Origin of the sequence: Streptococcus sp. FSL R7-0212, assembly GCF_038007985.1 — a bacterium.
Lineage (GTDB): Bacteria > Bacillota > Bacilli > Lactobacillales > Streptococcaceae > Streptococcus > Streptococcus parauberis.
The window spans coordinates 257,908-273,917 of record NZ_JBBOYF010000001.1; the positions used below are offsets into that span (position 1 = coordinate 257,908).

The following is a 16,010-nucleotide window of genomic DNA, read 5'->3' on the forward strand; positions in this document are numbered from 1 at the left end:
TAGAAATGAAGAGAAAGGAGATACCATGAGTGAATTTAAAAATAATGCTGTAAAATCAATGGTTGTGATGCGTAAAGCTTTTCGAACAATTGATGCTAAAGTTTCAGAATCTTATAAAGAGTTTGATTTAACGCCAACTCAATTTGCTGTACTAGACTTGTTACATGCAAAAGGAACGATGAAAATTGGCGAACTAATCAACAGTATTTTGGCAACATCTGGAAACATGACAGTTGTTATTAAGAACATGGAGAAAAAGGGCTGGGTTGAACGCATTTCGTGTCCTAATGATAAGCGGTCATTCCTAGTTAGCTTAACTGAAGACGGGCAAGCAGTGATTGAAAAGGCTTTGCCAAGCCATATTGGCTATGTTGAAGAGGCATTTTCTGTCTTAACAGAAGATGAGCAAGGGCAGTTAATAGAGTTATTGAAAAAATTTAAAAACTTATAAGCATATTCCTTTACATTTACTCTGAAGATGATATAATCACTACATAGTATTAATTTATCACTATTTAGTAATAAACTAAGGAGGCAATAATGCTTTTTGTTGATACAATTAAAAACATATTCAAAGGAGAAAAAGAAATGTCATTTTTAGAAGAATTAAAAAACCGTCGCTCAATTTATGCTTTAGGTCGTAATACTGAAGTATCAGATGAAAAAATCGTTGAAGTTATCAAAGAAGCGGTTCGTCAATCCCCATCAGCTTTCAACAGCCAAACTACTCGCGTTCTTATCTTAATGAATGATGAAGCATCAGCATTTTGGAATGAATTAGTTGCTACTGATTTAGAAGCAACAATGAAAGAACAAGGTGCTCCTGAAGAAGCGATTGCTGGAACTAAAGAAAAACTTGCAAGCTTTGGAGCTTCAAAAGGAACTGCATTATTCTTTGAAGATCAAGATGTTGTAAAAGGTTTACAAGAACAATTTGCACTTTATGCTGATAATTTCCCAGTTTGGTCAGAACAAGCTTCAGGAATCACAAGTGTTAATGCTTGGACGGCACTTTCTTCAGAACTTGGCTTAGGCGCTAATTTACAACATTACAATCCTGTTATTGATGCATCAGTTATTGCTAAATACAACGTGCCAGCTAGCTGGAAACTTCGTGGACAATTAAACTTTGGCTCAATTGAAGCACCTGCTGGGGATAAAGAATTTATGAACGATGAAGATCGTTTCAAAGTAATTGGCTAATCCTAATTCCTAATAGAATGCTAGAAGCTCTCTCTGAATAATCCATAAAACACTCCTAAATTTAGGAGTGTTTTATTAATTTGAATAAACAATCATCAGCAAGCCAGCATCTTTGATGAAATAATTTATACAAAAATTTAAAAATATAATAAAGAGGAGCATATTTCTTTACATAATCTCTGAAGATGATATAATTACTACATAGTATAAATAATCACTATTTAGTGATAAAGTTAGGAGACAATAATGTCTATCATTGCTAAACTAAAAACCATCTTCAAAGGGGAAAAAGAAATGAAAAATATTTTATTTATCGACGGATCATTACGTAAAGGTTCATTCAACCACCAATTGGCAGAGACAGCTGAAACCGTATTAGCTGGTAAAGCTAATGTTTCTTTTCTTGACTGGGCTCAAGTACCTGTCTTTACTCAAGATTTAGAAGCAAATGCTCCAGAATCAGTAGTTAAAGTTCGTGAAGCTATTCAAGCTGCAGATGCTATTTGGATTTTCTCACCAGTTTATAACTTTTCTATTCCTGGTTCAGTAAAAAACCTACTTGACTGGGCTTCACGTGCTTTAGACCTCTCAGACCCAACAGGACCTTCAGCTATCGGCGGAAAAATTGTTACTGTTTCATCAGTAGCAAATGGGGGACATGATCAAATGTTCCAAATCTACAATGATTTGATGCCATTTATCCGTACATCAGTTGCCGGTGAATTCACTAAAGCCACAGTTAACCCAGAAGCTTGGGGGACTGGGGTTCTTGAAGTAACTGAAGATACTAAAGCTAGCTTGATAGCTCAAGCAGAAGCTCTATTAGCAGCAATGGAAGCGTAATTTCAAGTTAAAATTATATGGGATGCAATAAATAACCCTCTCCAAAAAGATGCTCCCACATTTAAAATTAATTGAAAGCAGTTGACACCTTAACCGAATTAACTTGCATAATTATAATAAAAAAGTTCTCAAGTTTGAAATTTGAGAACTTTTTGTCTAATTAACTTTGCAATTGTTATTCAATAATCAGCATGCCTTCTTTAATCGCAAAGGGTGTATCACTGTTAATATGGTCATAGAACATAATCCCATTAATATGGTCAATTTCATGTTGAACAACAATTGCATTGTAGCCTTTTAATTTAATTCTATGTTTTTCGCCTTCTTTGTCAAAGTATTCAACAGTCACACGAGCATGGCGAACAACGTAGCCCTCAATCAAACGGTCCACAGATAAGCAGCCTTCGCCATCAGCAAGTGCAGCATCTTGAACAGAATGAGAAACAATCTTAGGATTATACATAACTTCTTTAATACTGAATGCTTCTTTTGGAGGATTTCCTTCAGCATCTTCCATATTAGGAACGAGAACTGCGATGATACGTTTTGAAACATCTAATTGCGGTGCTGCTAAACCAACGCCACCACGTAGGCCAAGTTTTTCAGCCATTACTGGATCCTGTGAATTTTTCAGAAATTGCATCATTTTTTCTCCCAAGATAAGGTCTTGGTCTGAAAGAGGTAAGGAAACTTCCTCAGCATGTGCCCTTAAAGTAGGATTCCCTTCACGAATAATATCATCCATATCAATCAGATGACTGGCTTTAATAAGTTTATCTTGTGCAGACATTGTTACTCCTTTTAATCTTTTCAATGGCTCTACTATACCATATTTCAGGCTATTTTAAAAGTAGACAACTGGTAAGACTCTATGAAAAATGAGAAATAATAGAGCACAATCTGACTCAAAAAATAATTTTTCATAATGACTGTAAAAGTCTTGAAAGAGGGATTTGGTGGGACTATAATGAAATCATTATTTCGAAATAATAAAAAATATATAGTAAACACATAGGAAGAAAGTGTGAGATTTATGAGTGATCAATTTGAACAAATTATTGTGTTTGTTTTGATAGTTGGGATGTTTTACGGAATGTATTCAGCAGTTAAGGCAAAAATATGGGTGACTAAGAATTTAGGTTATGATTACTATATCCGTTTCAATTATCCAGGAAAGATAATTAACCTTCAAAAAGATAGTATATTACTAAAACAAATAAAGATTGTAGCTAATAGTAAAGACTTGTCTTCTTATTCAGTTCAATCTAAAATGAATGATAAAAACCTCAAAAATTATCTTATGAAACAATATCATTTAACTGACCAACAAGTCGTAGTTCAGACTGAACAGTTTTCAGGGCCTTTAGGAATGATTTAAGTGGTATATATGTCTTGTTTTTTACAGACAAGCAACTTTTAAAAGTTAAAAACAAAAAAAATTAGCATAGGCACTGCACCCAATAAATGAGACACAAGAAAAACACTCCTGTAGAATTCTAGTAAAATAGAATCAGGAGTGTTTTATTATGGTCAAAAAAGCTTACTCGTTAGAAACCAAATTAGCCTGTATTGAAATGAAGAAATCAGGTAAGCCCGAAAAAGTTATTATGGATAGACTTGGTATTAAAAATAAAAGCCAGATATATACATGGTGGCGCTGGTATCAAAAAGGAGAAACGTATCGTTTTCATCAACCTGTAGGTAAGCAATATACTTACGGTCAAGGAATGGAACAGTTATCAGAAGTTGAGCAATTAAAACTACAAGTTGAACTTTTAAAAAAGTATCAAAGCTTGATGAGAAAATCGATAAAGTAACACTCATCAAGCTTGTTGATTACTACAGATATCAGTATCCATTAGGTTTTATTCTGGACTGTTTTAAGGTCTCACGCTCAACCTATTATCGGTGGAAATCTAATATCAAGCCTCCTATTCATGATAGTCTTATCGAAAAAGTTGAAGAGCTCTGCTTAAAATATAAGTTTATATATGGTTATAGAACCATTACAAGTCTTCTAAAGAAAGAGTTTGGGATTAATGCCAATGTAAAGAAAGTCTATCGTATCATGAAGAGCAGAGGGTGGCTATGTCGCACTAGAATAAAGAAGTCCCCTAAATTAGGTAGGCCATACTACGTCACAGACAATAAGCTAGACCGTGACTTTAAGGCAACCAGACCATTACAAAAACTAGTTACAGATATTACTTATCTCAACTTTGGAAAAACTACCTTATACTTGTCATCTATTATGGACCTTTATAATCGTGAAATTGTGGCCTATACTATTTCAGATACACAGGACAATGATCTTGTACTTGATACCCTTAATCAACTTGATTTAGAATCAGGAGTCCTATTACACAGTGATCAAGGATCTGTCTATACATCACATGCTTACTATCTCGCTTGTATTGAAAAAGGCATTACCCGCTCAATGTCTCGAAAAGGGACACCTGCAGATAACGCCTGTATTGAATGGTTTCACTCCGCTTTAAAGACTGAAACCTTTTATCTCCAAGATAGGAGAAAACACAACAAAGTTAGTATAACAAATATTGTTAAAAATTACATAACATTTTATAATGAAACTAGAATTCAACGTCATTTAAAAAACCAATCTCCTGTTCAATTCAGAAAATTGGTTTCATAAGAGTGTTTTTCTTCTGTCCCACTATTGGGGTGCAGTGCCATATAGTGTTGTTTTTATCAGACAAATAAGATAAACTTAGGTAGGCTCCAAACAAGATTCTTAAAGAGAGAGAAGAATAAACTGGAAAACAATAAAAAAAGCCAATTCCTGGTGAGAGAGGAATTGGCTTTTTGTCTATCAAGACTATTTAAAAAGTTTAAATAGTCTTGAAAGGAACCCTTCTTTTGAAGGACTTGGTTGGTTCTGAATAAGTTGGAGATTTTGTTGCTTATAGTAGTTTTCTTCTGCCATTTCGATAAATTTATCTTGAGCAGAATAGGCTTCTTGACCTTTGCTTAACTTGATATTTTGATAAGCACCATCAGTGGCAACCATCCGTCCTTTAATAGCATCAGAGAACTGCATATCTAAATACTTCATGATTTGATCTTTCAAAGATTCATCGAGGATGGGAGCAGCAATTTCCACCCGCTCTTCCATATTTCGAGTCATCAAGTCAGCTGAAGAAATATAAATAGCTCTGCTTTCATCTTTACCAAAAACATAAATTCGTGGATGCTCTAAGTAACGTCCCACAATACTGTGAATTTCGATTCGTTCAGTTAGTTCCTCAACACCAGGTAGTAGACATGTAATCCCTCTAATAATTAACTTAACAGTTACGCCAGCTTGAGAGGCTTGAACTAATTTGTCAATAAAATCTTTGTCAGTCAGAGAGTTAAATTTAAAGAAGAGATACCCAGCTTTACCTTTAAGAATTTCTTCGTCAATCAATTCCAAAAAACGTTGTTTTAGACTTGAAGGTGCTTGCAGAAAATGTTTGTATTTACCATTGAGATTGCCCAGTGATAAATGATAGAAGAAGTCATTAGCATCCCAACCAAAATTTTTATTAGCTGTTAAGAGTGACAAGTCTGTATAAATCCGAGAAGTTTTCTCGTTGTAATTACCTGTTCCTATCTGCGTAATAAAGTTCAAAGTCTCATCGGGATTCTTAAAGATTGCAAGAAATACTTTTGAATGCGTTTTGTAATCCTCATAGCCATAGATAACATGACACCCCGCAGATTCAAGAATACTTGAATAGGAAATATTGCTTTCCTCATCAAATCGGGCTTTCAGTTCCATTAAGACAGTCACTTCAATGACATTTTCAGCTGCTTTAATCAATTGCTCCACTATTTGCGAATTGGAAGCTAGTCGGTAAATAGTTATCTTAATCGCCTGACAAGTTGGATCTTCGGCAATCTCTTTTAAAAGAGCAATGAAGGCATCAATGTCATCATAGGGGTAAGATAATAAATAATCTTTTTCTCTGACAGCGTTGATAATTGACGGAGTATATTTAAATGGATTATAAGCGTGAATTGGTGGGTAGAGCAAGTCATTTTTGATGGCCGTTGGTACATTATCAATCATTGGAAAAACAAACTGCATAGTCAAAGGTGTTTGGCTTACCATATAGTGATCTTGATCAAAGCCTAGTTTCTTAAAGAGGTATTCTTTTCCGAGTTCTGGTAAATTGCCTTGCGATTCTAACCGGACAGTACTCAAGCGTTTCCGTTTCTTGACAATAGATTTCATGAATTCAGCGTAGTTACTAAACATATCCTGATTTTCATAATCTGTACTCAAGTCAGTGTTCCTTGTCACACAAATGATGTTTTTATGTTTAACGGTATAACCAGCAAACAAATCATCGATATGACTCATAATGATTTCTTCAAGTAAGATAAAATCAACTTGGTGACCTGGCAAAGATACAATCGGAGAAAAGTCATCGCGGATTGGCAATAATCCAAAAGTAGGCACACCATCTTGTTCTAATTCGGTAAAAACGTAATTTCGATTATTTTCTAAAAAAGGAAGCGGATGACTTAAATCAATAATTTGTGGTGATAATAAATGATGAAGTCTCTTTTTGAAATAACGATCCGTATATTTCCTTTGTTCCTCATTTAATTCAGTATATTGTAATTGTCTAATATTATAGTTTTTTAAATCTTTCAAGATGGACTGATAAATACGATCCCGTTTTTGATATAAATCAGGCATCATTTTTAGAATCGCATCAATTTGTTGGGCTGGTGTCATGTCTGACTTGGTGTCAATTTTGTTTTTCTTCATTAACATCAAGTCATGAAGTGTACCTACACGAACCATAAAGAATTCATCTAAATTACTGGTAAAAATGGCAATGAATTTTAATTTTTCTAGTAAAGGTACTTCTTTAGCCTCAGCTTCCAATAAGACACGTTCATTAAAATGTAACCATGCAATTTCTCTGTTTTGCATGTATTTTAGTCCCATAACTTACTCCTTTGTTGAAAGTTGAAGATCTGATTTTTGCAGATAATCAACTAGGTAACCTTCTCTAAGGCCTTTATTTGAAATTAGAATTTTTTTAACTTTAAACCATTTGCAAACTTCTAAAAGGACAATGACCCCAGGGGTAATTGTATGAATCCGATCTGGGGAAACTTTAAAGATTGCAATCAGAGTGTTTTTGTCATGATTGAGCAATTTCTTACTAACACTCTTTAATTGGTCGACGGTAAACTCAGTAGCACTATCAGTGTTTTCAACTTTCTGAATAACTTTCCCAACTGCCCGGATACTACCACCTATACCAATCAAAGTATCGAGCTTATCAACCTTTTCATCTTCTTTTTTCTTTAACAGTTTTTTGACTTTTTCAGTTATCCGATTATACTCATCTAAAGTGGGTAAAATTTCATCAACATAACGTTTATATAAAGATAAACTACCTTCAGAAAAGTTGAAGTTAGCAATAACCTTTTCATCTTCAAAAATAGAGATTTCAGTTGACCCCCCACCGATGTCGATTGACAAACCATCAGTTTTACCGTATACTTCCTCAATCCCTATATGGCCAAGACGAGCCTCTTCTTCTTGGGGTAATAGGTTAATGGCAATGCCCATTTCCTTTTTCACTTGAGCAATAATCTCATCTTGATTGCTGATATTTCGTAATGAAGCTGTCGCAAAATAATGAATTGACTCTAAAGTTACAAAAGAAGTAGCGTTTTGAATTGATTTCAAAGTCTTTTTCAAGGTTTTGATCCCCTCTTCACTTAATTGCCCATCCTCAAAATAAGAGGCAAGACTAGCCGTATATTTTTTGGTAAACAGAATAGAATATTCGTTTTTTTCTACATGGTAAATATTAAGACGGATGGTGTTGGATCCGATATCGACAATTGCTATGTTCATAAGAGTCTCCTTTATATCTATTATAAATCAAACTAAAAGCGAATAAAACTCTTTGACAAAAATTTACAAAACTTTTACATTAGAGAAAGGAAAATGGCAATTGTTTCAGAAAAACTTAACATTATTTTGAAAACAAAGGAAAAATTAAGAAAAATGTTAATTGATAAAAACAGAGAAGCAGGATTATGACAAGTAAATTAAGAAATAATCTTGAATGCTATATTATTAACCAATAATCTATTATAATAATAGAGCACAGATAGAAGAAATGAGGATTTTAAATGAAACAATTGACAGAGAAAATCAGTTTGTTAGGTTTATCCCTAATGATGATCACGCCATTTTCTGTTTCCCCAGCAATCTCGATGATGTTGGATTACTACCAAGAACAAGGCTATGCCAGTAATGATGTCAATATCCTCTTTTCACTACCCTCTTTTGCGATTTTGGCAATCTTGTTAATCAATCCCTTTGTTAGCAAATTATTATCGGCAAAAAAAATAGTTATTTTAGCTCTCTTATTAATTGCATTTGGTGGAGCAACACCTGTCTTTACACAACTTTATAGACTGGTTTTTTTATCACGACTATTACTAGGGGCAGGAATTGGTTTGATTAATGCCAAGGCAATTAACATAATCAGTGAACGCTTCACTGGTAAAGAACGGATTCAAATGCTAGGACTCAGATCATCATCTGAAGTTGTCGGGGCAGCTGTCATGACTACCTTAGCGGGATTACTGATTAGCTTTGGCTGGCAGTATGCTTTCTTGATTTACCTATTCGCCATCATTATCTTAGCCATGTACCTCTTATTTGTTCCAGAAATTAAGATTGAACAGGTTGAAGAAAATCAAGAAATTCCCTTAACATCAAAACAAATGATTAGCCTGATCGCCATGGCCATTTATGCAGGATTTGTAATTTTAGTGAACACCTCAAATACACTACGTATTCCTCTTGCTATTGATCAACTCCATTTGGGAAGCCCAGCCCAAGCCAGCCTCATCCTAAGTTTAATGATGTTAATGGGCATCTTATCTGGGATCTGCTTTAGTAGTTTATTATCCTGGTTTCACTCCTATTTGATGGCAGTTGTAGCTACCTCACTAGGACTAGGCATGTTTGTTCTTTACTATGCCGATAACCTCTTCATGATCGGACTTGGTGCCCTCCTAACAGGTTTTATTTATAGTGTTGGTGTCACAGTTATTTTCCATACAGTCTCAGAAACAATCCCTGCAAATCAACTGACAGCAGCAACCACCCTTGTCCTTCTTGGTTGTAACATAGGGGGTGGTGGTGCAGCTCTGGTTCTCCAGTGGTTAACTAGCCTTACCAATTCAGTCATAGCACCTTATTTTATTTATGCCGTTCTCAGTTTAATTTTAGGTCTTGGTTTATTGATAGCAGAGCTAATCAGAAGGAAAACTGTCAGAAACTAAGTTGCTTCCAATTGCTAAATAAGTTGACCTTGCTCAGCGATTCTGCTAAAATAGAATGGTCGTAAAGACACACCAACTTTTTCTTGGTTTTAGGAGTGCCAATCCTAAGACTCGGATTAAGCAATAAAAGGAGAAAATACTATGGCAATCTCAAAAGAGAAAAAAAATGAAATCATCGCTCAATATGCACGTCATGAAGGCGATACTGGATCAGTTGAAGTTCAAGTAGCAGTACTTACTTGGGAAATCAACCACTTGAATGGTCATATCAAAGAACATAAAAAAGACCACGCAACTTACCGTGGTTTGATGAAAAAAATTGGTCACCGTCGTAACCTATTAGCTTACCTACGTCGTACTGATGTACCTCGTTACCGTGAACTTATCCAATCTCTTGGATTACGTCGTTAATTTTTTTGATAAAACTTCTTCAGGCTTCGTTAGCTTGCTTCGGCTAACTCTAGTTATGCCTTCAGCGCGCTGCCTTGCCTGAGAAAAATTCTATCTAAAAAAATAAAAAAAGTCTCCAGAAATGGAGGCTTTTTTTATTGCTTTCAATAGATTTGAGTGTTATCGTCGCTCCTCTTCTTTGCTATCAAGAAATTTTACTTAGAAAAATAATATAATTCTTCTAAAAAGAAGAATTCAATATAATGACAAAATTATTTAACTTCATTTTTGATACTTTTCTTGGTGGTCCGGCAACAAGCGATTTCCTCCGGAATTCCATTGTTAAAAAGACTGTTTATAATAAAATCACACCATGGTTCTAAATGTTTATTATCGAAATACATATTAATAAATTCGAACATCGCTATATTGAATATTTGAAATAAAAGAGATTAATAGATTGTTACATTTTTCAGACTTTGACTAAAAAATTAGGTATGGAATTTCTTGGGAAGTCGCTGCCGTCCCACACCAAAGTAAAAAGTTTCTAAATACTATTTTATTCCACAATTTTAATATAGGTCGTTCTGTCAAAAAATCTTATTCTAGTGGCGCCAAAGGCCATGAAATTTTTCACAAATTGTGGTAAAATGAACCAGATACGTCGTTTGATACAAAGAGGAGTAGATAAGCTATTATCTGTTGCTTTTTGTAGCAGAACAACGTAGACAAAAACAAGATATTTTTGAAAGGAATGGAACAGGATTATGTTGTCATAAATCTGTTTCAGGTAACGTATTTTATGTCAAAACAAACATTTACAACAACATTTGCTGGTAAACCACTTGTTGTTGAAGTTGGTCAAGTGGCAAAACAAGCTAATGGCGCAACTGTTGTCCGTTATGGTGAATCAACTGTTTTAACAGCTGCCGTTATGTCTAAGAAAATGGCGACAGGTGATTTCTTCCCACTCCAAGTCAATTATGAAGAAAAAATGTATGCGGCAGGAAAATTCCCAGGTGGATTTATGAAACGTGAAGGCCGTCCTTCAACGGATGCTACCTTAACGGCTCGCCTCATTGACCGCCCGATCCGTCCAATGTTTGCGGATGGCTTCAGAAATGAAATCCAAGTTATTAACACTGTCCTTTCTTTTGATGAAAATGCTAGCGCCCCTATGGCAGCTATGTTTGGTTCGTCATTAGCTCTTTCAATTTCAGATATCCCATTCAATGGCCCAATTGCTGGAGTACAAGTTGGTTACATCGATGGAGAGTATATCATCAACCCAAATAAAGCACAGCTTGAAGCTTCGCTATTAGAATTAACGGTTGCTGGTAGTAAAGAAGCCATCAACATGGTTGAGTCTGGTGCTAAAGAATTATCAGAAGATATCATGCTTGAAGCCTTACTTCGTGGTCACAAAGCAATTCAAGAATTGATTGCCTTCCAAGAAGAAATTGTAGCAGCTGTTGGTAAAGAAAAAGCAAAAGTTGAATTATTACAAGTCAATGCTGATTTACAAGCTGAAATTGTTGAAAAATACAATGCAGATCTTAAAAAAGCTGTTCAAGTTGAAGAGAAAAAAGCCCGTGAAGCAGCAACTGAAGCTGTTAAAGAAACAGTGAAAGCAGATTATGAAGCTAAATTTGCTGATGACGAATCTCTTTCAACAGTCATGCGTGACGTGGCTGAAATCCTTGAACAAATGGAACATGCTGAAGTTCGTCGTTTAATCACTGAAGATAAAGTTCGTCCTGATGGTCGTAAGATTGACGAAATCCGTCCTTTAGACGCCCAAATTGACTTCTTACCAAAAGTACATGGTTCAGGTTTATTTACGCGAGGACAAACTCAAGCATTGTCAGTTTTGACTCTTGCTCCAATGGGTGAAACTCAAATAATCGATGGTTTAGATGATGAATACAAAAAACGTTTCTTACACCATTATAATTTCCCACAATACTCAGTTGGTGAAACAGGGCGTTATGGAGCAGCTGGACGTCGTGAAATTGGTCATGGTGCTTTAGGTGAACGTGCCCTTGAACAAGTTCTTCCAAGTTTAGAAGACTTCCCATATGCTATCCGTTTGGTTGCTGAAGTATTAGAATCAAATGGTTCATCTTCACAAGCATCAATCTGTGCTGGAACACTTGCCCTGATGGCTGGTGGTGTGCCAATTAAAGCACCGGTTGCTGGTATTGCCATGGGTCTAATCTCTGATGGTACAAACTATACTGTCTTAACAGACATCCAAGGTTTAGAAGATCACTTTGGCGATATGGACTTTAAGGTTGCTGGTACACGTGAAGGGATTACTGCTTTACAAATGGATATCAAGATTGAAGGTATTACACCACAAATTCTTGAAGAAGCATTAGCTCAAGCTAAAAAAGCACGTTTTGAAATCTTAGACTTGATCCAAGCAACAATTGCTGAACCACGTCCAGAATTAGCACCAACAGCACCAAAAATTGACACTATTAAAATTGATGTTGATAAAATCAAGATTGTCATTGGTAAAGGTGGTGAAACAATTGATAAGATTATTGCTGAAACAGGCGTTAAGATTGATATTGATGATGAAGGTACAGTTCAAATTTTCTCAAGTGACCAAGTAGCCATTAACCGTACTAAAGAAATTATTGCTGGTTTAGTCCGCGAAGCTAAAGTTGGTGAAGTCTACCATGCTAAAGTAGTCCGTATTGAAAAATTTGGTGCCTTTGTTAACTTATTTGATAAAACAGATGCACTTGTTCATATTTCAGAAATTGCATGGACACGTACAGCTAATGTTTCAGATGTTTTAGAGTTAGGCGAAGAAGTTGACGTTAAAGTTATTAAAGTTGATGAAAAAGGCCGTGTAGATGCTTCAATGAAAGCATTATTACCAAGACCTCCAAAACCTGAAATATCTGAAAATGCTCAAGAAGGTTCGGCAGATATACCTAAAGAAAGACACCACGGTTTTAAACAACATGGTAGTAAACCACACCATGTTGATAAAGCTGAAAATGTCGAAACAAATAAAGAAGAAAAACATGACTAATAATACAAGTAATGAATTAGATAATCGTCTAAGAGCTTTTATCAATGCACCAGACAATTTTTTAGATGGTGTTGGACTGGTCAATGCTTTGCACCATTTCCCAGTTTGGGCAACAAAAGAACCTTATGCTATTGAAGTAGATGACCAGATTGTAACGCCAGTCTTTACAGATGAAGAAGATATGGCACTCTTTAAAGCAGATCAAGAAAGTGCTCAAAGTCATTATTGGCTTGAACGCTCTGCTATTGCTGTTCTTGAGGAGGTGATTAAATCAGGCGTTTCTGGTTTAGTCTTCAACCTTAAGAAAAGTGGTGATTCTAGCAATTCAACTATTTTTAAAAGTAGTGATTTAATCCGTTTTATGAATGATTACACTGCTATCTTAAATGCTATTATGGGGGACCAAAATCAAGCAGCTGATACAATGGATAAATTCTATTTAGTCCCAGCTTTTGTCTTACCACGTGAAGATAATCTTTATGATCGTCTATTCCCAACAATGGCTACTCCTGACGGGAAATCATATATTCCAGCTTTTTCAAATTTAGAGAGTTTTGCTAAATGGTATAATCACGAAAAATTTGGCGGAGCCTTTCGTGAGAGTCATGGTGTTATATTAACTTGGAAAATTGAGGATATCTATCAACCGCGTAATGGGGAAAATGAAATTGACCAAACTGTAGGTGTCGCTATCAATCCATTTGATGACCAACAGATTTTGCTCAATTGGACAGATATTGAAAAGTAAGAAGGAGTTTGCATGGGTTGGTGGAAAAAAAGTATTGATATTATTAAAGAAAAAGACCCTGCAGCACGTAGTTCACTTGAAATTATATTAACCTATCCTGGGCTCAAAGCATTGGCAGCCCACCAATTATCACATTGGATGTGGCAGAAAAATTTAAAACTATTGGCAAGAATGCACAGTCAAAGCTGGCGTTTTTGGACTGGAATTGAAATCCATCCAGGTGCTTGCATTGCGCCCGGTGTCTTTATTGACCATGGGGCAGGTTTAGTAATTGGAGAGACAGCTATTGTAGAAGAAGGCGTTATGCTCTACCATGGAGTTACCCTTGGCGGAACTGGTAAGGATAAAGGTAAACGCCATCCAACTATCCGTCGTGGCGCCCTTATTTCTGCACATTCCCAAGTTATTGGCCCAATTGAGGTCGGTGAGAATGCTAAGGTTGGAGCTGCAGCTGTTGTCTTATCAGATGTACCGGGTGATGTGACCGTTGTAGGAGTACCTGCTAAAGTGGTCCGTGTACACGGGGAAAAAGACGAAATAAAAATAAAAACAATAGAACACAAACGTGAAGAATCTTATTATTCTTCTAAACTATAAGTGAGACAAAGGAAAAAAGCGATGATAAAAATATATGATAGTATGACACGCAGTTTACGTGACTTTTACCCTATAAAAGAAAATCAGGTAAATATGTATGTCTGTGGACCAACCGTCTACAATTATATTCATATTGGTAATGCACGGTCGGCTGTAGCATTTGATACCATTCGTCGCTATTTTGAGTACAGGGGCTATCAAGTTAACTATATCTCCAATTTTACGGATGTTGATGATAAAATCATTAATGCCGCAGCGCAAGCTAAGATGACACCAAAAGAACTGGCAGATAAGTTCATTGCAGCCTTTATGGAAGATACTGCACAGCTTGGTATTAAACCAGCAAGCCAAAACCCACGGGTAATGGACTACATGGATCAAATTATTGATTTTGTAGCTGCCTTAATTGAAAAAGGCTTTGCTTATCAATCAGAAGGAGATGTCTACTTCCGTGTTGACAAGTCTAGTAATTATGGCAAATTAGCTAATAAAACACTTGAAGATTTAGAAATTGGGGCTTCTGGTCGAACGGATACAGAAACTGATTTGAAGGAAAATCCGTTGGACTTTGCCCTTTGGAAGTCAGCTAAAGCTGGTGAAATTTCATGGGAAAGCCCTTGGGGAGCCGGTCGCCCAGGTTGGCACATTGAATGTTCTGTCATGGCGACGGAAATTCTCGGTGATACCATTGATATTCATGGTGGCGGTGCGGACCTTGAGTTCCCTCACCATACTAATGAAATTGCCCAGTCGGAAGCTAAAACGGGTCAAACCTTTGCCAATTACTGGATGCACAATGGTTTTGTTAATGTCGACAATGAAAAGATGTCTAAATCATTGGGCAACTTTGTGACAGTTCACGACATGCTTCAGACTGTTGATGGCCAAGTCTTGCGTTTCTTCCTAGCGACGCAACAGTACCGTAAGCCGATTAATTTCACAGAAAAGGCCATTCATGATGCCGAAGTTAACCTCAAGTATTTAAAAAACACCCAAAGTCAACCATTGACAGGGGATGCTTCTGCAGAAGAATTGCAAAGCTACGTCACAGCCTTTACAGATGCCATGGATGATGACTTCAATGCAGCCAATGGGATTACTGTAGTCTTCGACTTTGCCAAATGGATAAACTCAGGTCACTACACAGAAGCTGTTAAGGCAGCCTTTGAAAGTATGTTAGATGTCTTTGGAATTATTTTCCAAGAGGACGTGCTGAATGCTGATATTGAAGCTTTGATTGCCGATAGACAAGCTGCGCGTGCTAGCCGTGATTTTGCTAAAGCCGATGCCATTCGTGACCAATTAGCGGCTCAGGGTATTAAATTGCTGGATACAAAAGATGGTGTGAGGTGGACACGTGACTAAAGTCGATGTCAACTTGATCAACGGGATTGCACTGGCCTTTGAAGGGGATGCTGTATATTCTTATTATATCCGTCGTCACTTGATTTTTTCAGGTCAAACTAAACCTAGTCAGTTGCACCATAAATCAACTCGCTATGTCTCTGCTAATGCTCAAGCTATGCTGATTACAGCTCTCTTAGAGGCGCAGCTATTGACCGAAAAAGAAGAAGATATTTTTAGACGGGGTCGCAATACTAATAGTCATACCAAGGCTAAAAATGCCGACATCATCACCTATCGGATGTCGACCGGCTTTGAGGCTTTGATGGGCTACTTGGATATGACTGAGCAAAAGGAACGCCTTGAGGAGTTGATTGCTTGGTGTATCAATTATGTTGAAAATCACTAACAAGAGTAAGGAAACTTTCTCTTGTTTTTTTGTTATCTATAGGGAAGACAGTAAAATATTGAATAATTAAAAATAACCTTTATAATAAAAGATAA

15 protein-coding genes are annotated in these 16,010 nt (G+C 36.2%); 12 read left to right on the forward strand and 3 right to left on the reverse strand.

All coding sequences use genetic code 11. From position 1 onward, the window contains the following. Positions 1-25: 25 nt before the first annotated feature. From MKY69_RS01445 to MKY69_RS01455, 3 genes are all read left to right on the forward strand, one after another. Positions 26-451, forward strand: coding sequence for a MarR family winged helix-turn-helix transcriptional regulator (locus tag MKY69_RS01445; RefSeq protein WP_003105345.1), 426 nt, complete (start codon positions 26-28; stop codon positions 449-451). Positions 452-588: 137 nt separating this feature from the next. After that, positions 589-1,203, forward strand: coding sequence for a nitroreductase family protein (locus MKY69_RS01450; protein WP_037622020.1), 615 nt, complete (start codon positions 589-591; stop codon positions 1,201-1,203). 294 nt (positions 1,204-1,497) lie between these two features. Further along, complete coding sequence (locus MKY69_RS01455; RefSeq protein WP_175282155.1) at positions 1,498-2,046, forward strand: NADPH-dependent FMN reductase; 549 nt, start codon at positions 1,498-1,500, stop codon at positions 2,044-2,046. 175 nt (positions 2,047-2,221) lie between these two features. Here the strand turns inward: MKY69_RS01455 and def are convergent, their stop codons facing one another. Further along, entirely contained in the window at positions 2,222-2,836 is a 615-nt protein-coding gene (gene def, locus MKY69_RS01460) for a peptide deformylase (protein ID WP_004235265.1), read from the reverse strand. Positions 2,837-3,079: 243 nt separating this feature from the next. Between def and MKY69_RS01465 the strand changes: the two genes are divergently transcribed. Together MKY69_RS01465 and MKY69_RS01470 are read left to right on the forward strand one after the other, a co-directional pair. After that, positions 3,080-3,424, forward strand: a complete 345-nt coding sequence (locus MKY69_RS01465; RefSeq protein WP_004235264.1) for a hypothetical protein — start codon at positions 3,080-3,082, stop codon at positions 3,422-3,424. 145 nt (positions 3,425-3,569) lie between these two features. After that, positions 3,570-4,699 (forward strand): IS3 family transposase gene (locus tag MKY69_RS01470; protein WP_445684232.1). Its coding sequence is split into 2 segments (ribosomal slippage): positions 3,570-3,843 and positions 3,843-4,699, totalling 1,131 coding nucleotides; the frame shifts between segments, so codons are not numbered across the junction. 183 nt (positions 4,700-4,882) lie between these two features. Here the strand turns inward: MKY69_RS01470 and ppk1 are convergent. Next, a complete protein-coding gene (gene ppk1, locus MKY69_RS01475; protein WP_340790842.1) occupies positions 4,883-7,009 on the reverse strand; it encodes a polyphosphate kinase 1 in 2,127 nt (708 codons plus the stop codon). A 3-nt stretch (positions 7,010-7,012) separates the two neighbouring features. Next, positions 7,013-7,933 carry a Ppx/GppA phosphatase family protein gene (locus MKY69_RS01480; protein ID WP_003104223.1) on the reverse strand — a complete coding sequence of 307 codons (921 nt, stop codon included), beginning with the start codon at positions 7,931-7,933 and terminating at the stop codon, positions 7,013-7,015. A gap of 281 nt (positions 7,934-8,214) precedes the next feature. On the opposite strand from MKY69_RS01480, the gene MKY69_RS01485 reads away from it, so the two are divergent. From MKY69_RS01485 to MKY69_RS01515, 7 genes are all read left to right on the forward strand, one after another. Continuing rightward, positions 8,215-9,378, forward strand: a complete 1,164-nt coding sequence (locus tag MKY69_RS01485) for an MFS transporter (RefSeq protein ID WP_004235256.1) — start codon at positions 8,215-8,217, stop codon at positions 9,376-9,378. Positions 9,379-9,519: 141 nt separating this feature from the next. Then, a complete protein-coding gene (gene rpsO / locus MKY69_RS01490; protein ID WP_003105611.1) occupies positions 9,520-9,789 on the forward strand; it encodes a 30S ribosomal protein S15 in 270 nt (89 codons plus the stop codon). Between the two features lie 781 nt (positions 9,790-10,570). After that, entirely contained in the window at positions 10,571-12,817 is a 2,247-nt protein-coding gene (gene pnp / locus MKY69_RS01495) for a polyribonucleotide nucleotidyltransferase (RefSeq protein WP_445684229.1), read from the forward strand. Next, entirely contained in the window at positions 12,810-13,565 is a 756-nt protein-coding gene (locus MKY69_RS01500; protein ID WP_004346978.1) for an SseB family protein, read from the forward strand. The genes pnp and MKY69_RS01500 overlap by 8 nt, the downstream gene beginning before the upstream one ends. A 12-nt stretch (positions 13,566-13,577) precedes the next feature. Continuing rightward, complete coding sequence (gene cysE / locus MKY69_RS01505) at positions 13,578-14,162, forward strand: serine O-acetyltransferase (RefSeq protein WP_003104753.1); 585 nt, start codon at positions 13,578-13,580, stop codon at positions 14,160-14,162. Between the two features lie 21 nt (positions 14,163-14,183). After that, on the forward strand, positions 14,184-15,527 hold the full coding sequence (gene cysS, locus MKY69_RS01510) for a cysteine--tRNA ligase (protein WP_004346976.1): 1,344 nt from the start codon (positions 14,184-14,186) through the stop codon (positions 15,525-15,527). Then, positions 15,520-15,915 carry a Mini-ribonuclease 3 gene (locus tag MKY69_RS01515; RefSeq protein ID WP_003103081.1) on the forward strand — a complete coding sequence of 132 codons (396 nt, stop codon included), beginning with the start codon at positions 15,520-15,522 and terminating at the stop codon, positions 15,913-15,915. Before cysS ends, MKY69_RS01515 begins: the two co-directional genes overlap by 8 nt. The last annotated feature ends 95 nt before the right edge of the window (positions 15,916-16,010 follow it).